The following is a 16,607-nucleotide window of genomic DNA, read 5'->3' on the forward strand; positions in this document are numbered from 1 at the left end:
TGGACGTAAAGTTGGGTATATCCGGAAGGTTCTGAGTAAAGCGATGCCATACCGTGGCTGGCGTGGTATAAAAAACCTTCAGAAGGAGTTGCTATGACCGATATCCGCCACATCCGTCAGACCTTTCACCGCGCCTCAGGTCTTGAGCTGCGCAGCACGTGGCAGAGCACGCAGGCCTATAAGCGTCATTGTCACCCGCAGCTCTCCATCGGCGCGATTGTGGAAGGCCAGACCTGCTGCGTCAGTCATGGGAGAGAGTCTATCCTGAACCCCGGCGATCTCATTGTCATCCCGGCTTACGCGCCGCACAGCTGCAATCCCGTCAACGGGCAACCGCGCAGCTACCATATGCTCTATATCGACACCGCTCTTCCTCTGGCGTTCCAGGTGATTCGCGACCCTGCGCTCTTTAAGCGCTACCTTGATGTTGTTGAGACGATGTCACCTGCCTCCGTGGACACGCTACTTTCTGCCCTTCCCCGCAGCGTGGAAAACGCAGACGCGCTTCGCTCTACCAGTCAGCACCTTCAGCAGGCATTTCTTGCCGACCTGGCCGCACCACCTTCGCTTGACGAACTTGCGCAACGATTCTCGCTGCGCAAGGAGACGCTGATCCGCACCTTCCGGCAGGACACCGGCCTGACGCCGGTCAGCTTTCTCAACGTTTCCCGCGTGGAGTACGCCAAAGCGCGGCTGCGTGCCGGAGACGACATTGCCGACGTCGGCTACCAGAGCGGGTTTGCCGACCAGAGCCATTTTCATAAGACCTTTGTGCGCTACACCGCCGCCACACCGCGCCAGTACGCTACGGGCCGATCAATAACAGACAATAAATAGGTTCTGTGTTTTCGTAGTCTGGCCCCAGTTTTGCATTCTGAGGTCGCTATGGAACTATTCTTCCCTTCCGCTTTTCTCGCCCTGGCGCTGGCGCATTTTGTTGCCCTGTTAAGCCCTGGCCCGGATTTCTTCCTGCTGATGGGCTACGCCGCCCGCTACCGACTGCGCGGCAGCGCCGGATTGTGCATCGGGATAGCGGCAGGAAACGGGCTTTACATTTTGCTGGTCATTATAGGATGGAGCGCGCTGCGTCAGTTCGCGTGGCTGTTCACGTTGATTGAATTATCCGGTGCACTGTATTTGCTCTGGATCGGCTCGCATCTTGTACGCAGCCGACCGCAGACGCTGGCGCTAAATGAAACAGATGAGCGCTGCCCTTCGCTGCGTAAGCAGATCCTGCTGGGGCTGGGTTCGGCGTTGTTAAATCCCAAAAACGCGTTGTTCTACCTGGCGCTAATGACGGCGTTACTCGGGCCGCACGCCACGCTGCTTCAGCAGGCGACCTGCGGCGTCTGGATGGTGATGGTAGTACTGGTATGGGATTTTGCGCTGGTATCGCTGATGGGGTTACCGGCGGTTCAGCGAAAGCTCAGCCGTTCGCTCTGGCTGATAGAGCGCACGGCGGGGGTGGTATTGATGGGGTTTGGTGGGTGGGTGCTGTGGCGGTTTTTGCACTTTTCCCCCGTATCCCTCTATCCTTAACCCATGGAAAAGCATACCGAACTCAAACGCGCCAAGCTTCTCGCGCTGTCGCTGCTGCTGATTGCCGTCGCAGCGTTTATCACCACCCTGTTCATGCCGCAAACCTTCTGGGTGCGCGGCGTAAAGGCCATTGCCGAGGCGGCGATGGTTGGCGCGCTGGCGGACTGGTTTGCCGTTGTCGCGCTGTTCCGCCGGGTGCCCATTCCCTTTATCTCGCGCCATACGGCGATTATCCCGCGCAATAAAGACCGCATCGGCGACAATCTCGGCCAGTTCGTGCAGGAAAAGTTTCTCGATACGCAATCCCTTGTCGATCTTATCCGTCGCTACGAGCCCGCACAGATGATTGGGACCTGGTTCAGCCAGCCCGATAACGCCCGGCGCGTGGGGCAGCATCTGGTGCAGGTGATGGGCGGTTTTCTGGAACTTACCGACGATGGGCGCATCCAGCGCCTGCTCAAACGCGCGGTGCATAAGGCTATCGACAAGGTCGATTTAACCGAGACCAGCGCCGTCATGCTGGAAAGCATGACCAAAAACAACCGTCACCAGGTGCTGCTGGACGCCATCATAAACCGCCTGATTACCCTGATTCAGCGGGAAAGCACGCGGGAATTTATTGCTGACCAGATCGTTCACTGGCTTAAGACCGAGCATCCGCGCAAGGCCATGGTGCTGCCCACCGAGTGGCTGGGCGATCAAAGCGCGGAGATGGTGTCGAACGCGGTGAACACGCTGCTGGACGATATCAGCCACGACCGTACGCACCAGATCCGTCAGGCATTTGACCGCGCCACAATCAAGTTCATCGACAATCTGAAAAACGATCCGGAGATGACGGCGAAAGCCGAGAATATCAAACACTACCTCAAGAATGATGAGGCCTTTAACCGCTATCTGGGGGAAATGTGGGCTGACCTGCGCCAGTGGCTGAAAAATGACATGCAGAGCGATGATTCCCGCGTGAAGCAGCGTATCGCCAACGCCGGGCTGTGGTTTGGCGAAACGCTGACCAACGACGCCAGCCTGCGGGCGTCGCTGAATGAGCATCTGGAGCAGGCCGCGCACCGCGTGGCGCCGGATTTCGCCGCGTTCCTGACGCGCCATATCAGCGACACGGTGAAAAGCTGGGATGCCAAAGACATGTCACGCCAGATAGAACTCAATATCGGTAAAGATCTTCAGTTCATTCGCGTTAACGGTACCCTGGTGGGCGGTACGATTGGCCTGATCCTGTTTCTGCTCTCGCAGCTACCCGCCGTGCTGGGGCATTAATCCGCTTTTGGCGGCGCGATAACGTAGCGCGTCGCCTCGAAGCGATTCAGGATCAGGTGCACCAGAAAGACCATCGTCAGCGTGACCACCAGCGCGAAGGTAACGGAGGTGATGCGGTACAGATCGCTGAACACCAGGTCGCTGTCCGGGTGCATGTTCTGCCCGAACATAATGCCGATGGTGGTGATACTGGCGAAGCCTACCCCGGCGCCGACCTTCTCCATTACGTGCAGACGCGCGCCAAACGCCAGTCCAAGGCCAATCAGCGGCATCATCAGCAGCATATGGCTGCTGTGATCGTAGAGGATAAGCTGGACGACAAGGATATAGAGGCACCCCAGCACCACGCCAACCACGCGCCAGATGGAGCTGATAACCGAGCCGCGATAGTGCATCGGGAACAGGATCAGAATGCCCGCCATCAGCGCCGAAAGCGAATCGCTTAAGTCGCTAATCTGAAACACGACGAAAATCAGCGTCGCCACGGTGCCGGATAGCAGCGACTCGTGGCGCACGCGGGCGTCGTCTTTCTCAATCAGCGGCGGCGGCTTGCGCGGCTCCACGTCCGGCAGCAGGTAGTTCATCAGCGCGCTCAGGCACACCGCCATCACGCTCGCTTCGATGTTAGAGAATAAAAGCGTGTGCCAGTTGGTGGTGGGGTAGCTCATAAAGTTGAGCATCACGCTCTGGCAAACCACGCCCATCGAGCCGAACAGGAACAGCGGCCCCTTACTCATAAAGCGAAAACGCATCACGTACAGGGCAAACACCACCAGCGTCATGATGACCGGCCACTGCGACAGATAGCCGATAATCAACACCATTTCGACGCAGTTCAGCGAGGCGCTGAAGATAAACTGCTTCGCCACGTGGCGATTAAACACCGGTACCAGCGAGAGAAGCATGATCGGGTAGACCACAAAAAACACGCCGTAGCTGGTGTTGTAGAAACTCGAAATACTGAGCGCAATCATCCCGGCAAAGACGATACGCAGGGTCTGGCGAAAGTCGTTTGCCGTATAGACGATGTTGCCGTGCGGGGTAAATACCCGTGCCAGGGTGCTAATAGACATAGTGAAGCAGGCTCACCAGATGGATTTGCATCCCGGAGAAGAATCGCGCAAACGGCCCTTCGCTGTTGTAGAGCTGCACGGTGGCGCGCGCGCCGGTCGGCAGCGGCTTCGGTAAGGCTTCGTCCAGCGCTACGTGAATGCGCATACGCTGGGCATCACGCACCCAGCGGTTGGAGGTTTCCGGTTCAGAAAGTTGACCGTTTACGGCCTCCTGTCCGGCGAGGATCCCCGCGTCGCTGCTGGTAACGTGGGCACGGAAAACGTGCCCCGGGAAGGCGTCAAACACCACGGCAGCGTCGGTCCCCTGATGGGTATGACGCAGGCTCTTCTCGCGGAAATCCGCCACGATATCGATCCGGGTGTTCACCAGCGCCAGCGCAGCCGAACCGGATGAGGCGTAAAAACCGGGGCTTAATTGCAGGTTACTGACCGTGCCGTCCGCCTCGGCGTAGACCTTCGTCCAGCCAAGATTCAGCTCCGCTTCATCCAGCGCGTTACGGTATTTTTGCAGCGTCACGTTACGGTGCTCATCCCGCTCGCCGCGCTGAATGCGCAGGTTATGAATATTCGCCTGGATCGAGCTGACGGACTGCTCGCTGCTCTGCCAGGTGGTACGGACCTTATCCAGATCCGCCTGCGATACGTTCTGCAAGGTGCTCAGTTTCTGGTAGCGGTCGAATGTCACTTTGTCGTTACGCGCGGTCAGCACGGCGGTTTTCAGGCTGGCCTGCGCTGCGGCAATCTGCGCATCCAGCTGATCGTTAGACAGACGCGCCTGTTCCAGCGCGATCTGCGCCGCCTCGACCTTATTGCGAAACGGCGTGGCGTCGAGCTCAAACAGCAGATCGCCTTTCTTAACCTGGCTATTGTTATGGACATGTACCGCCGCCACATACCCGGAGACGCGGGCAGACACCGGGGTCACCACGCGCATCACGGTGGAGTCCGGCGTCAGCGGGATCCAGATATCCGCGACGATAAAGTAAACAAACATCAGCAGGAAAGAGGCAATACTCACCCTTACCCAGCGGGCAAACTTTTGTTCAGGAGTCATTATTTTTCGGTCTTATTATCTTCTTCGCGGATTGTCCGCAAATTGCAGGCGATTTGATTGAGAGTGGCGCTGAAAATATCGATATGTTCCGGCGCGATGTTTTGCGATACGCGCGCCTGGAACGTCTCAATCACCTGAGAGAGCCTTTCAAGAATGGCTTTTCCCTCAGGCGTCAGCGTCAGCAGCCGGATACGCTTGTCATACGGCGAGACGGTGCGCAGCAGGTAGCCCTGCTTTTCCAGCTGTGTCAGCGTGCGCATTAAGGGAGGCAGTTCAATGCCCTGCACTTCCGCCAGCTCGCTGACCGAGACGTTATCCCCGAGTTGATGAAGCTGCATCATCACCGTCCAGCTCGACTGGGTTAACCCGGTGTCGAGAATGGCGTCGTCGATGACTGCGCGCCACTGACGCACGATCATCGCCATCCGCATGCCCATCGGCCTGCGGCTAAACAGATCTTCTTCACTCATGGGGAGCCCTCTCGTAGTACGCCATCACGATAATAGTTATCAGGATAAGTATCAAGAAACGAGAAGTTAAAGCGCAGGAATTGCGAAACGATGTTCTCCCTCTCCCTGTGGGAGAGGGTCGGGGTGAGGGCATCAGCCCGCAGCGGCGTTTAGCGGCTAAAATGCTTCCTGACGGCACTTTTCCCCGAAGCCGTCACCACCACCTCCCGATAACCCACCACCCGCTGGATCCAGCCTTTGCTTTCCATGTGGATAAGCAGCGCAGCGCCCGCCTCACCGCCAAGATGAAACCGCCGCTCGCTCCAGTCCAGGCAGGCGCAGCAGGCCTTCCGACGCGGATGAGCGCTTAACGGAATACCGAGCGCCAGGAACTGCTCCCGACCATACAGGGTCAATGCGGAACCGTCAGCCTCCAGCCAGCCTTCCGCCTGTATGAAATCATAGATCTGCACCGCCACCGCGCCTGCGAGATGGTCGTAGCAGGTCCGGGCTTCACGCATGGCTTTCGGCGCGCTGGTTTCCGGCGGGGTAATGCGGCTCCACGAAAGCCCCATAATCTGTTCCACCAGCGCCGCCACGTCGTGCCCGGCAAGACGATAATAACGATGCCGCCCTTGCGACAGGCAGGTAATTAGCTGCCCTTCAACCAGCCGGGCAAGATGCCCGCTGGCGGTCGACGGCGCAACGTCTGCCGCCGCACTCAGTTCAGTGGCCGTCCACGCACGCCCGTCCATTAGCGCACAAAGCATCTTCACGCGCGACGGATCGGCCATTGCAGCCGCCACCGCGGCAATCGCCTTTTCCAGCATCGCGCTGTTGTCAGGAGGTAAACTCGTCTTAAGCATGGGCCGCCCAGGGTTCGGTGATCTCAGCGGCCAGCTTATCATCATCCGTCAGCAGAATAAGGTGATTCGCATGGTCACTGTACTGAGTCAGGATAGACACGCCGCGTGCCGCCAGCGCCGCCGCTATCTCGCCCAGCTCGCCAGGACGCTCCTGCTTAAGCTTTCTGATCACCGGCTTTCGCAGCGCCTGCACGGTAAACCCGGCGTCGAGCAGCACACGGCGGGCTTTTTCCCCGTCCTCCACCAGGAAATGGGCATCGGTACCGAATACGCCGCCACCCTCAAGCCCCACGCCGTTGCGCCCCAACAGCTGTCCAAAGCGCGCCAGCTCGCCGGGCCCGTCGCGGAAAATCACGTGAACGTCATACATCCGCGTGCCCTCCGGTTTCGGAACTGTATTCCCGCACCAGCTGCGCCACGCGAATACGGTAGAAAGAGAAAATCGACGCCCGTCCTTCGGCCTGCGCCGCCTGATGGAAGACGTTCTGCTTCCAGCGGCGGACGGCCTCTTCATCCCGCCACCAGGAAAGGGAGAGGATTTTGCCGTCGGTCGTCAGGCTCTGGAACCGTTCGATATCGATAAAGCCGTCGATGTCGGCCAGCAAAGGCTTAAGCTCTGCGGCAAGTTGGAGGTAGCGCGCCTGATGGGCAGGCGCGGCTTTGGCTTCGAAAAGGACTGCGATCATGATGGTCTCTCCGCTGTGATGTTGAGGAGAGAATGCAGGATGGAAAAGCACAATGCTTCGGTAAAGAGCGAAGCTTTAGCCCAGAACCGACCTCGGCTCCATAAACGCGCGGATCCCCCACTCGCCCATCTCGCGCCCCACGCCGGAGTGCTTAAACCCGCCAAACGGCGCTTTCGGTTCATGAGCCAGGGTGTTCACCAGCACGCGACCGGAAACAATCTGCTGTGCCACGCGTCGCGCGCGGTCCACATCGCCGCCCAGCACCATCGCGCTCAGGCCGTACTCGGTATCGTTGGCAATGGCAATCGCCTCCGCCTCGTCCTGATAAGGGATTACGCACAGCACCGGGCCGAAAATCTCGTCGCGGGCAATGGTCATCCGATTGTTCACGCCGGCAAACAGCGTCGGACGCACAAACCAGCCGTCCCGCGTGCCTTCCGGTCGCCCTTCGCCGCCCGCCAGCAGGCGCGCCCCTTCTTCGATTCCTTTGCGGATATAGCCCTGCACCCGCAGCCACTGCTTTTCGCTGACCATCGGGCCGACGTCTGTCGTGCTGTTGCGCGGGTCGCCGGATTTCATCGCCGCCACGGCCTGCGCCAGCGCGGTTTCGATCTCCGCTTTGCGCGAGTAAGGCACCAGAATGCGCGTCCCGGCCACGCACGCCTGCCCGCTGTTCATAAACCCGGCCTGGATCACCAGCGGGATCGCCTGCGCCAGATCCACATCATCCAGCAGGATCGTCGGTGATTTACCGCCCAACTCCAGCGTCACGCGCTTAAAGCTTTCCGCCGCGTTGCGCAGGATCGCCTTGCCGGTATTCGTGGAACCGGTGAACGAGATTTTCGCGACGTCCGGATGGCGGCTGATTGTGTCACCGACCGTCTCACCCCGTCCGGTGACGATGTTAAACACGCCCGGCGGTAGCGCAGCGTCGCGCAGCGCTTCGGTGACAATCTGCGTTTGCAGTGCGCTCATTTCACTCGGCTTGATGACCGCCGTGCAGCCCGCCGCCAGCGCGGCCGCCAGTTTGCCGCAGATAAACCCCGCATCGCTGTTCCACGGCGTAATCAGCCCGGCCACGCCGAGCGGCGTCATCTGCACCGTTGCGGCACCTGCGGAGGTGACAAACTCAAATGCCTCCAGCGCCTCGATGGCCTGAGCAATCACCTCTGCCGGATAGCTTGCCATCCACGCCGAGCGCGAGGCGGGCGCGCCGTACTCTTCAATGACCGCTTCCAGCAGAGCGTCGTGACGAGCGGCCACGGCGGCGTGCATGCGCTTCAGCGCGGCGATGCGTTCCTGCTTTGTGGTCTGCGACCACGCCGGAAACGCCGCTTTCGCCGCCGCGATAGCGCGTTCAGCGTCAACCTCATCCGCCAGGCGAACCTGGCCGATGACCTGCGCCGTCGCCGGATTGTACAAATCAAACCGTTCGGTACCGTGCGGGGTAACAAACTCGCCGTTAATAAAGATCTGTTCGATGGTGTGCATATAAACCTCCTCAGGCTGTGTGAGCCCAGTCTGTCACGGCTTCTCCGTTGCGATAATCCACGCTATGCTGCAAGGGTTGTTTCGATTTTCAGGATAATCTATGCATCGTTCAGGTCTGACAGAGCTGGAAGTGGTGATGGCGGTGGTGCGGCGCGGCAGCTTTCGCGGCGCGGCGCAGGAACTGGGGATGTCCGCCACGGCGGTCAGCAACGCCATCTCCGGGCTGGAGAGCCGCCTTGAGACGCGGCTTTTCAACCGCACCACCCGCAGCGTGGCGCTCACCGACGCCGGACAGCGCTACGTGGCGCGTATCGGCCCGGCGCTACAGGAGATCCGTCTCGCCGGGGAGGAGATCCACAGCGACACCGGGGAACCCGCCGGCACGCTGCGCCTCAACGTGCCGAACCATATCGGCACGCTGTTTCTGGACCAGCTGCTGATCGACTTCATGATCCGCTATCCGAAAATGCGCGTGGAAACGGTGAGCGAAGCGAGGATGATCGACATCGTCGCCGAAGGCTATGACGCGGGGATCCGCCTCGAAGAGTCCGTCCCGCAGGACATGATCGCCGTGCCGCTGACCGGTGAGATCCGCCAACTCGTCACCGCCACGCCGGACTATTTCGCCCGTCACGGCATACCCGAGACGCCGGACGATCTGCTTTCACATCAGGGGATCGGCATGCGTATGGCCCACGGCGGGATCTACCGCTGGGAGCTGGCCCGTCGGGGGGAAACGTACGCCCTTGCCGTGCCGCCGCGCTTTGCGACGTCCGATCTTTTTGCCTCGATCCGCGCCGTAAAAGCGGGGTTAGGGGTGGGATTTTTACCGGAAATCTATATTCAGGACGAGCTGAAAAGCGGGGAGCTGGTGAGCGTCTTAAACGACTGGGCGCAGCCGTTTGCCGGGCTGCGCCTGTACTACCCCGGCCATCGCCACGTCCCGCCGGGGTTGCGGGCGCTGGTGGCGATGATCCGCGAGCGCGGGATTATTCCAGGTTAGCCTTGTTCAGCCCGTACGCCGCATCCAGCGAGCCCGGCTCCATGCGGGAGGTAATGCCCAGGCGGTTCCAGGCGTTGATCGCCACGATGGCGAAGTTCAGCTCTGAAATCTCCACGTCCGAGAAGTGCTCCGCCACGCTGCGGTACAGCGCATCGCTCACGCCGTGAACGCCGATTTGGGTCAGCGCTTCGGTGAAGGCCAGCGCCGCTTTTTCACGGGCGCTGAACAGCGGGGACTCGCGCCAGGCCGCCAGATGGTACAGGCGCAGCTCGCGCTCGCCGGCAATTTTCGCCTCTTTTGAGTGCATATCGAGACAGAACGTACAGCCGTTCAGCTGCGACACGCGAATGTCGATCAGGTGCTTCAGCGCCGGATCAATAGAGGTTTTCGCCACTTCCATGCTCAGGGCGGAAAGCGCGTTGGTGAGTGCAGGTGTGGCTTTGTGGTGGTTTACGCGAGTGCTCATGGTCTTTCCTCTTTTTTGTGCGGCATGTGTCATGCGATGAAGCAAATCTACGCCGTTCATGACATAGTAAAAAGATACAAAAAGCGTGAAATGAGGTAGGACATGAAGCCGGGCTATCACGAGATTTATTCCCGCTATCGCGACAACATCATGCGCGGCGTGCTGAAGCCGGGCGACAGGGTACCTGCCATCCGCCTGCTGGCGGAAGAGCTGAAGGTGGCGCGCAAAACCGTCGAGACGGCGTATGCCATTCTGACGGGCGAAGGGTATCTGGTGAGCCAGGGCGCGCGCGGGACGCGGGTGAATCCGGATCTTCTGCTGCCCGCGCAAAACGCCCCCGCAGAACAAGTGACCGGCACGCTGCCGGCGTCGTTGATTAGCCAGCGCGAACGGGCCGGTTTTCTGCGCCCCGGCATTCCCGCGCTCGACAGCTTCCCCTATAAAAAATGGCTGCTGCTGGCGGGCCAGGCGACGCGCGCCATGCGTCAGGATGAAATGCTCAACCCGCCCGTTCTGGGCTGGTATCCGCTGCGCGAGGCGATAGCCCGCTATCTCAATATCTCGCGCGGGTTATCCTGCACTGCGGAACAGGTAATGATCACCAGCGGCTACAGCGGCAGCCTGCGCCTGATCCTCGACACGCTCGCCAGCCGCAGCGATAAGGTGGTATTTGAGGATCCAGGCTACTTTATGGGCCAGCAGTTGCTCAAGCGCATTGTGCCCCGCCTGCACACCGTGCCGGTCGATCGCGCAGGGATGGATACGGACTACCTGCTGCGTAATCACCACGATGCCCGCTTCGCCATCGTTACTCCGTCGCACCAGAGCCCGCTGGCGGTGACGCTCTCCCTGCCGCGCAAGCAGCAGTTGCTCGACTGGGCGTCACAAAACGAGGCGTGGATTATCGAAGATGATTATGACGGCGAATTTCACTACACCCGCAAAGTGCTGCCGTCGCTGAAAAGCCTCGACCAGCATGACAGGGTGATCTTTATGGGCACCTTCAGCAAAACCATCATGCCATCGCTGCGCATGGGGTACGTGGTGATGCCCGCCAGCACCGTCGGGGCCTTTACCGACAGCGCGGACATCCTCACCAGCGGCCAGCCGGTGCTGACGCAAAAGATCCTCACCGCGTTTCTCAACGAAGGGCATTTTTTCCGTCATCTGAAAAAGATGCGCGCGCTCTATCAGACCCGCCGCGACTGGATGATTGCCGCCCTGCGTGAGGTCTATGGCGATCTGTTTTTCACCGAGCAAAACGACGGCGGGATGCATATTGTCGCGTTCCTCGCAAAGGGAAGCGCTGACCGGGAGATCGCCCGCTGCTGGCAGGAACAGCAATTGCAGGTCAATGCGCTTTCGGCGTGGTATCACGGATCAGGAAAACGCTACGGGCTGGTGATGGGCTATAACAACGTGCGGTCGTATCAGGAGGCGCTGGATTTGCTGGAAAGGCCGAAACGGCAGACGCTAGAACTGTTGAGCTGAAAACCACCGGGTGGCGGCTGCGCCTTCCCCGGCCTACGGTCTCCTGTAGGCCCGGTAAGCGTAGCGCCACCAGGCAACCCTATGCTCACACATCATATCGCGATAACCCGACGTCCTTGAGCTGCTCGTCGCTCATCTGGCTCAGGATACGGCGGGTACGGTTGATGCGATACCAGTTACGCAGCGTTTTCGCTACCCAGACAAACGCGATAAACGGACGTTTTGAACGATTCTCGTAGAATTCCATGATGCTCTCCTCGCTGTGCCAGTGGGGTTATCATCATGGAAAACGGCCAGTACAATACAGATTCAAAAACTGCTTTTGTTTACCATACAGATCCGCTAAAACGGTATCTGCATGGTGGTTTATTCATCCATCTGTACTGGTTTAATGCTCTGTATGGTGAAAACAAAGGATACAGCATGACGCGCTATCAACATCTGGCCAACCTCCTGGCGGAACGCATTGAACAAGGGCTGTATCGCAGCGGCGAACGTCTGCCGTCGGTACGCACGCTGAGCCAGGAGCACGGCGTGAGCATCAGCACCATACAGCAGGCCTACCAGATCCTCGAAAACCTCCAGCTGATCACGCCTCAGCCGCGCTCCGGCTATTTTGTCTCGAAACGCAAAGCCCAGCCGCCCGTACCGGCAATGACCCGCCCGGTGCAGCGCCCTGTGGACGTCACTCAGTGGGATGAGGTGATGATGCTGCTGGACGCCCGCGCCGACAAAGAGATGATCTCCTTTGGCGGCGGCTCGCCGGACATTAACCAGCCGAGCCTGAAGCCCCTGTGGCGCGAGATGAGCCGCATCGCGCAGCATAACCCCGGCGAGATACTAAGCTATGACGTGCTCGACGGGCGCCTGGAGCTGCGCGAGCAAATCGCCCGCCTGATGCTGGACGGCGGTTCCACCGTCGCGGCAAACGAAATTGTCATTACCAACGGCTGCCACGGCGCGCTGTCGATCGCCCTGCTCTCGGTGTGCAAACCGGGGGATATCGTGGCGGTGGAATCGCCGTCGTTTCACGGCACCATGCAGATGCTGCGCGGCTTTGACATCAAGGCCATTGAAATTCCCACCGATCCTGAAACCGGGATCAGCATCGAAGCGTTGGAGCTGGCGCTGGAGCAGTGGCCGATCAAGGCGGTGATCCTGGTGCCAAACTGCAATAACCCGCTCGGGTTTATCATGCCGGAGGCGCGGAAGAAGCAGGTCTTAGCCCTGGCACAGCGGCACGATATCGTGATTGTTGAGGATGATATCTACGGCGAGCTGGCGGCGGAGTATCCGCGTCCGCGCACCATTCATTCTATGGATATTGATGGTCGCGTGCTGTTATGCAGTTCGTTTACCAAGACCGTGGCGCCGGGCCTGCGCGTCGGCTGGATTGTGCCGGGGCGCTATTACGATCGGGTGATGCACATGAAGTACGCCGCGGGCGGGTTTAACGTGCCGGGCACGCAGATGGCGGTGGCGGCGTTTATCCGCGACGGCCATTACCATCGCCACGTGCGGCGTATGCGCCAGATTTATCAGCAGAATATGGAGACCTACACCTGCTGGGTGCGGCAGTATTTTCCGGCAGAGATATGCGTCACCCGCCCGCAGGGCAGCTTCCTGCTGTGGGTTGAGCTGCCGGAGACGGTCGATATGGTGTGCGTCAGCAAGCAGCTGTGCCGGCTGAAGATCCAGGCCGCGGCCGGGTCGCTGTTTTCCGCCTCCGGGAAGTACCGCAACTGCCTGCGGATCAACGTAGCGCTGCCGCCGACAGACAAAAATCGCGAGGCATTGAAAAAGATGGGTGAAGCGATTGTGATTGCGATGGAGGAGTAGTGCGGCATTTTGCCCTCACCCCGCCCCTCTCCCACAGGGAGAGGGAGAAAACCGCTCCCGCCACCCGGCAAAATCAACAACTCAGAACTTCCACGAAACGCTGCCCACAATGCTGCGTTCTGCACCGAAGTAGCAGTAAGAGAGAGAGTTACAGGCCGCGACGTAGCTTCTGTCCGTCAGGTTATTGACGTTCAACTGCGCGCTCACACCCGTGAGCCCCACTTTCGACAGGTCATACCCCACGGTCATATCCACCAGCGTGTACGACGGAAGCGTATGGGTATTCTGGCGATCGCTGGCGATCCCGTTGACATAGCGCACGCCGGCGCCGACGGTCAGGCCGTCCAGCGGGCCGGTTTTGACGTCGTAGCTCAGCCAGGCGCTGGCCATGTTACGCGGGGCATAAACGGCGCGCTTGCCCTCCTCTTCCGGGCTGCTCTTCTTGTAGCGAATATCCGTGTAGGTGTACGCCGCCTGCATACGCAGGCTGTCGGTCAGCTGACCAATCGCCTCCAGCTCAACGCCTTCGGATTCGATTTCACCAATGGAACGGTACGGATCGGTCGGCTCCTCTTTAGTGGCAATGTTCTTCTGGTTGATGCGGAACACCGAGGCGCTGAACTGGCTGTTCATCCCCTCTGGCTCATACTTCACGCCCGCTTCCCACTGCTTGCCCTTCATCGGATCCAGGATATTGCCCTGCTCGTCGGCAAAGCTGGTCGGCGTAAAGGCGGTGGAGTAGCTGACGTACGGCGCAACGCCGTTATCAAACAGATACAGCAGCGCCGCGCGGCTGCTGAAGTTGTTTTTATCCAGATCGCTGCGGGTGTGGTTGAAGTTGTCGACGTTCGACACGCTCACCTGGTCGTAACGCCCGCCCAGCGTCAGGCGCCAGCGGTCAATGGACATCTGATCCTGTAGGTAGTAGCCGGTCTGGCGCAGCTTGTGTTTTTCCCTGCTGTACTGGGTGATGTAGTCCGGCTTCGCACCGTAAACAGGATGGAAAGCGTCAATCGGCGGGAAGCCGCCGTAGTAGCCGGTGACGTTGTTGGTGCGGTCCTGATAGTCCATGCCGATCAGCACGCGGTGGTTCACCGCCCCGGTGTCGAAGCTGCCGTCGACCTGGTTATCCAGGGTGATGGCGTTCATCTTCTCGTCAGAGCCGGAATAGCCGCGATTCAGCTCGGTGTCATTCAGCCAGCCTGCGGCATACACCTGGTTCAGCTCGACTTTGGTGTGCAGGTAGCGCAGCTTCTGGCGCACAGACCAGCCGCTGTCAAACAGGTGCTCGATGTTATAGCCGACCATGTTTTCCCGACGATCGTACTTGTCGTAATCGTCCTCGCCCTCGAAGAAGGTGTTGGAGATTTTCTTACCGCTGTGCGGTACAACGGTGCCCTCATATGGCAGGCCGGAGTGGCTGCCGCCTTCCGGATCGCGGTGCAGGTAGGCCATCAGATCCAGACGGGTGTTGTCGGTGATACGCCAGGTCAGGCTCGGCATCAGGGCGTAACGCTCTTCTTTGAGCGGATCGAACTGGGAATCAGCATAGCGGGTCATCCCGCTGAGGCGCACCGCCACGCGGTCGTTATCATCAACCGAGCCGGTCACGTCGAACATCGCCCCACGCTGGTTATTGTTACCGGCGAAGAGCTTAATCTCCCCGCCAGGATCGAACGATGGCTTACGGGAGGTGAGCGCCACAATCCCGCCCGGCGATGAGCGGCCATAGAGCACGGAGGCCGGACCGCGCACGACTTCGATACTGTCCAGGAACCACGGGTCAACCACCAGCGAGCTGTGGGAATTGGTGTCGCCCATCATCTTCAGGCCGTCGAGGTAGACGTTGTCCAGACTGCCGTCCGAGAAGCCGCGCAGCACCATGTAGTCAAAGCGGTTTGAAGCCCCGATCTGGTTGCTGTAGACCCCCGGCGTGTAGCTCACGGCCTGACGCACGCTGGTTGCGCCCTGCTCTTCGAACTGCTCGCGCGTGACGATAGAGACCGACTGCGGGGTTTCAATATCCGGTGTTTCAAGCTTGGTGGCCGCAGACTGCATCTGCGAGGTCACCACCACGGTGTCAGTTTTTTGGGCATCCTGCGCCAGTAAAGGAAAAGCGACGCTACCGGTAACCCATCCCACCAGCAGTGCCAGACGCGATTTAGCAAACATAACCCTCTCCAGAGATATTTCTTATTGTTAATAAGAATTATTACCTTTTTGAGAGTGCAAACGGCTATGCGTACAGCCAGGTTACGTATGCGCGATGCTAAACCGCACGGGATGCATTCGCGCGACAGGAGAAATTACGTTAGCGGAGTTTGCGCACGTCACCCGGTGAAATCCCGTAATGACGACGAAACGCGGTGGCGAAGTTGGTGGCATGCTGATACCCGCACATCCACGCCGCCTGCTGCACGCTGTGGCCTTCCAGCAGATAGCGGCGCGCCAGCGCAAGGCGACAGTTGCGGAGATAGTCGAAGAGGGTGCAGCCATAGCGCTGACGGAACTTGCTACGCAGGCTGCTTGGGCTCATTGCAGCCAGGGCTGCCAGCTGCGCGAGAGTATGCTCCCGTTCAGGAGACTGTTCCAGCAGGCTCCGCACGCGTTCAAGACGCGCATGCTCAGGGCGGCTTGGGCAAGGCTGCTGGCGCTGGTTGAGGCCATGGCCGAGCAGCTGATACATCAGCCCCTCAAGCAAAAGCTTGCGTGAAAGCACGCTTACCCCCTGCCGCTGCGCATGCAGAATACCTGACATCACAAACTCGGGAACCTGCCAGACAAACGCGGGTGCATTCAGGCTTTGCCATTCCAGAAGCAATGACTCAAGCAAGGCTTCACGTCCGGCATCGTGCGGGTACACGCCAAACGAGAGCGTTTTCAGCGTGCTGTCGGCATCGTGACGCGCGCTCATTACCTGATCTTCACTCAGACGTGAGCTGAACGCCATGCCCGGGCGGACGGGATAATTGATATCATTGAGGGTGAGCGTCACGCACCCTTCCAGCACCACCAGCATATAGAGCGGGCTGCTGTGGCGAGAGGTGGTTTCATAGGGCTGTAATACACGTACGTCGGAATGGGTCAGCGAAATGCCGGACGAGAGCATCATCTCTTCAACATTCCCCTGCAACACGGGGCTACCGCTGACCTGCGCCTCTTCTAACTGGGGGAAACGGTAGTCGATGCCGTAGCGCTCGCCGAATACCTGAAAATCTTCAACAAAAAATATGCGTTTCGCTGATCTATTTTCACTCTGGAGCATCATTCGGGGCCTGCATCGGGAAAGGACAGGCAAAACAGTACCATCCATTTGCAATGGCAGCAATCACCGGGCGCAGACACTATTACGCTCCGGACGAAGCCGGAGCGAAG

General features: G+C 59.4%; 17 protein-coding genes. 6 read left to right on the forward strand and 11 right to left on the reverse strand.

What is annotated here, in order from left to right; genetic code table 11:
- Positions 1-93: 93 nt before the first annotated feature.
- The 3 genes from DD597_RS07090 to DD597_RS07100 are packed head-to-tail and all read left to right on the forward strand — an operon-like array spanning position 94 to position 2,814.
- Positions 94-837, forward strand: a complete 744-nt coding sequence (locus DD597_RS07090; protein ID WP_129256043.1) for an AraC family transcriptional regulator — start codon at positions 94-96, stop codon at positions 835-837.
- Between the two features lie 48 nt (positions 838-885).
- Positions 886-1,539, forward strand: coding sequence for a LysE family translocator (locus tag DD597_RS07095; RefSeq protein ID WP_063855390.1), 654 nt, complete (start codon positions 886-888; stop codon positions 1,537-1,539).
- 3 nt (positions 1,540-1,542) lie between these two features.
- Complete coding sequence (locus DD597_RS07100) at positions 1,543-2,814, forward strand: DUF445 domain-containing protein (protein WP_032608445.1); 1,272 nt, start codon at positions 1,543-1,545, stop codon at positions 2,812-2,814.
- Here the strand turns inward: DD597_RS07100 and DD597_RS07105 are convergent.
- The 7 genes from DD597_RS07105 to DD597_RS07135 form a co-directional block, all read right to left on the reverse strand.
- On the reverse strand, positions 2,811-3,887 hold the full coding sequence (locus DD597_RS07105) for a DUF2955 domain-containing protein (RefSeq protein ID WP_003863094.1): 1,077 nt from the start codon (positions 3,885-3,887) through the stop codon (positions 2,811-2,813). The genes DD597_RS07100 and DD597_RS07105 overlap by 4 nt on opposite strands.
- Positions 3,877-4,944 (reverse strand): HlyD family secretion protein, encoded by a 1,068-nt coding sequence (locus DD597_RS07110; RefSeq protein WP_086527941.1) that lies wholly within the window; start codon positions 4,942-4,944, stop codon positions 3,877-3,879. Before DD597_RS07110 ends, DD597_RS07105 begins: the two co-directional genes overlap by 11 nt.
- Complete coding sequence (locus DD597_RS07115; RefSeq protein WP_003863089.1) at positions 4,941-5,411, reverse strand: MarR family winged helix-turn-helix transcriptional regulator; 471 nt, start codon at positions 5,409-5,411, stop codon at positions 4,941-4,943. Before DD597_RS07115 ends, DD597_RS07110 begins: the two co-directional genes overlap by 4 nt.
- Before the next feature lie 149 nt (positions 5,412-5,560).
- Positions 5,561-6,256 (reverse strand): helix-turn-helix transcriptional regulator, encoded by a 696-nt coding sequence (locus tag DD597_RS07120; protein ID WP_129256044.1) that lies wholly within the window; start codon positions 6,254-6,256, stop codon positions 5,561-5,563.
- Positions 6,249-6,626: a hypothetical protein gene (locus DD597_RS07125; RefSeq protein ID WP_003863084.1), complete on the reverse strand. Its 378-nt coding sequence runs from the start codon at positions 6,624-6,626 to the stop codon at positions 6,249-6,251. The genes DD597_RS07120 and DD597_RS07125 overlap by 8 nt, the downstream gene beginning before the upstream one ends.
- Positions 6,619-6,942, reverse strand: a complete 324-nt coding sequence (locus DD597_RS07130; RefSeq protein WP_003863082.1) for an antibiotic biosynthesis monooxygenase — start codon at positions 6,940-6,942, stop codon at positions 6,619-6,621. Before DD597_RS07130 ends, DD597_RS07125 begins: the two co-directional genes overlap by 8 nt.
- Before the next feature lie 75 nt (positions 6,943-7,017).
- Positions 7,018-8,433, reverse strand: a complete 1,416-nt coding sequence (locus tag DD597_RS07135) for an aldehyde dehydrogenase family protein (protein ID WP_022650339.1) — start codon at positions 8,431-8,433, stop codon at positions 7,018-7,020.
- Positions 8,434-8,533: 100 nt separating this feature from the next.
- Between DD597_RS07135 and DD597_RS07140 the strand changes: the two genes are divergently transcribed.
- Entirely contained in the window at positions 8,534-9,436 is a 903-nt protein-coding gene (locus tag DD597_RS07140) for a LysR family transcriptional regulator (protein WP_045894262.1), read from the forward strand.
- Here the strand turns inward: DD597_RS07140 and DD597_RS07145 are convergent.
- Positions 9,423-9,902 carry a carboxymuconolactone decarboxylase family protein gene (locus tag DD597_RS07145; protein WP_003863077.1) on the reverse strand — a complete coding sequence of 160 codons (480 nt, stop codon included), beginning with the start codon at positions 9,900-9,902 and terminating at the stop codon, positions 9,423-9,425. The two genes, DD597_RS07140 and DD597_RS07145, sit on opposite strands and share 14 nt — an antisense overlap.
- Before the next feature lie 102 nt (positions 9,903-10,004).
- On the opposite strand from DD597_RS07145, the gene DD597_RS07150 reads away from it, so the two are divergent.
- Positions 10,005-11,393, forward strand: a complete 1,389-nt coding sequence (locus tag DD597_RS07150; RefSeq protein ID WP_109948606.1) for a PLP-dependent aminotransferase family protein — start codon at positions 10,005-10,007, stop codon at positions 11,391-11,393.
- 85 nt (positions 11,394-11,478) lie between these two features.
- On the opposite strand, the gene DD597_RS07155 is transcribed toward DD597_RS07150, so the two are convergent.
- Positions 11,479-11,640, reverse strand: a complete 162-nt coding sequence (locus DD597_RS07155) for a DUF1127 domain-containing protein (RefSeq protein WP_003863073.1) — start codon at positions 11,638-11,640, stop codon at positions 11,479-11,481.
- Between the two features lie 176 nt (positions 11,641-11,816).
- Here DD597_RS07155 and DD597_RS07160 point away from each other — a divergent pair, with 176 nt between their 5' ends.
- A complete protein-coding gene (locus DD597_RS07160) occupies positions 11,817-13,232 on the forward strand; it encodes a PLP-dependent aminotransferase family protein (RefSeq protein ID WP_129256045.1) in 1,416 nt (471 codons plus the stop codon).
- 81 nt (positions 13,233-13,313) lie between these two features.
- On the opposite strand, the gene foxA is transcribed toward DD597_RS07160, so the two are convergent.
- Both foxA and DD597_RS07170 read right to left on the reverse strand, forming a co-directional pair.
- A complete protein-coding gene (gene foxA / locus DD597_RS07165) occupies positions 13,314-15,422 on the reverse strand; it encodes a ferrioxamine B receptor FoxA (RefSeq protein WP_129256046.1) in 2,109 nt (702 codons plus the stop codon).
- A 121-nt stretch (positions 15,423-15,543) separates the two neighbouring features.
- Entirely contained in the window at positions 15,544-16,500 is a 957-nt protein-coding gene (locus DD597_RS07170) for an AraC family transcriptional regulator (protein WP_129256047.1), read from the reverse strand.
- Between the last annotated feature and the right edge of the window lie 107 nt (positions 16,501-16,607).

It is taken from the genome of Enterobacter cloacae complex sp. 677-3DZ2D5B (genome assembly GCF_004136695.1).
GTDB lineage: Bacteria > Pseudomonadota > Gammaproteobacteria > Enterobacterales > Enterobacteriaceae > Enterobacter > Enterobacter hormaechei_C.

What these genes read in the sequence shown, in the direction of transcription:
- DD597_RS07170 (WP_129256047.1), bottom strand. Translation starts at nt 16,500, where the DNA reads ATGATGCTCCAGAGTGAAAATAGATCAGCGAAACGCATATTTTTTGTT.
- DD597_RS07155 (WP_003863073.1), bottom strand. Translation starts at nt 11,640, where the DNA reads ATGGAATTCTACGAGAATCGTTCAAAACGTCCGTTTATCGCGTTTGTC.
- DD597_RS07125 (WP_003863084.1), bottom strand. Translation starts at nt 6,626, where the DNA reads ATGTATGACGTTCACGTGATTTTCCGCGACGGGCCCGGCGAGCTGGCG.
- DD597_RS07105 (WP_003863094.1), bottom strand. Translation starts at nt 3,887, where the DNA reads ATGTCTATTAGCACCCTGGCACGGGTATTTACCCCGCACGGCAACATC.
- DD597_RS07145 (WP_003863077.1), bottom strand. Translation starts at nt 9,902, where the DNA reads ATGAGCACTCGCGTAAACCACCACAAAGCCACACCTGCACTCACCAAC.
- DD597_RS07135 (WP_022650339.1), bottom strand. Translation starts at nt 8,433, where the DNA reads ATGCACACCATCGAACAGATCTTTATTAACGGCGAGTTTGTTACCCCG.
- DD597_RS07120 (WP_129256044.1), bottom strand. Translation starts at nt 6,256, where the DNA reads ATGCTTAAGACGAGTTTACCTCCTGACAACAGCGCGATGCTGGAAAAG.
- DD597_RS07130 (WP_003863082.1), bottom strand. Translation starts at nt 6,942, where the DNA reads ATGATCGCAGTCCTTTTCGAAGCCAAAGCCGCGCCTGCCCATCAGGCG.
- DD597_RS07140 (WP_045894262.1), top strand. Translation starts at nt 8,534, where the DNA reads ATGCATCGTTCAGGTCTGACAGAGCTGGAAGTGGTGATGGCGGTGGTG.
- DD597_RS07095 (WP_063855390.1), top strand. Translation starts at nt 886, where the DNA reads ATGGAACTATTCTTCCCTTCCGCTTTTCTCGCCCTGGCGCTGGCGCAT.
- DD597_RS07090 (WP_129256043.1), top strand. Translation starts at nt 94, where the DNA reads ATGACCGATATCCGCCACATCCGTCAGACCTTTCACCGCGCCTCAGGT.
- DD597_RS07100 (WP_032608445.1), top strand. Translation starts at nt 1,543, where the DNA reads ATGGAAAAGCATACCGAACTCAAACGCGCCAAGCTTCTCGCGCTGTCG.
- DD597_RS07160 (WP_129256045.1), top strand. Translation starts at nt 11,817, where the DNA reads ATGACGCGCTATCAACATCTGGCCAACCTCCTGGCGGAACGCATTGAA.
- DD597_RS07115 (WP_003863089.1), bottom strand. Translation starts at nt 5,411, where the DNA reads ATGAGTGAAGAAGATCTGTTTAGCCGCAGGCCGATGGGCATGCGGATG.
- DD597_RS07150 (WP_109948606.1), top strand. Translation starts at nt 10,005, where the DNA reads ATGAAGCCGGGCTATCACGAGATTTATTCCCGCTATCGCGACAACATC.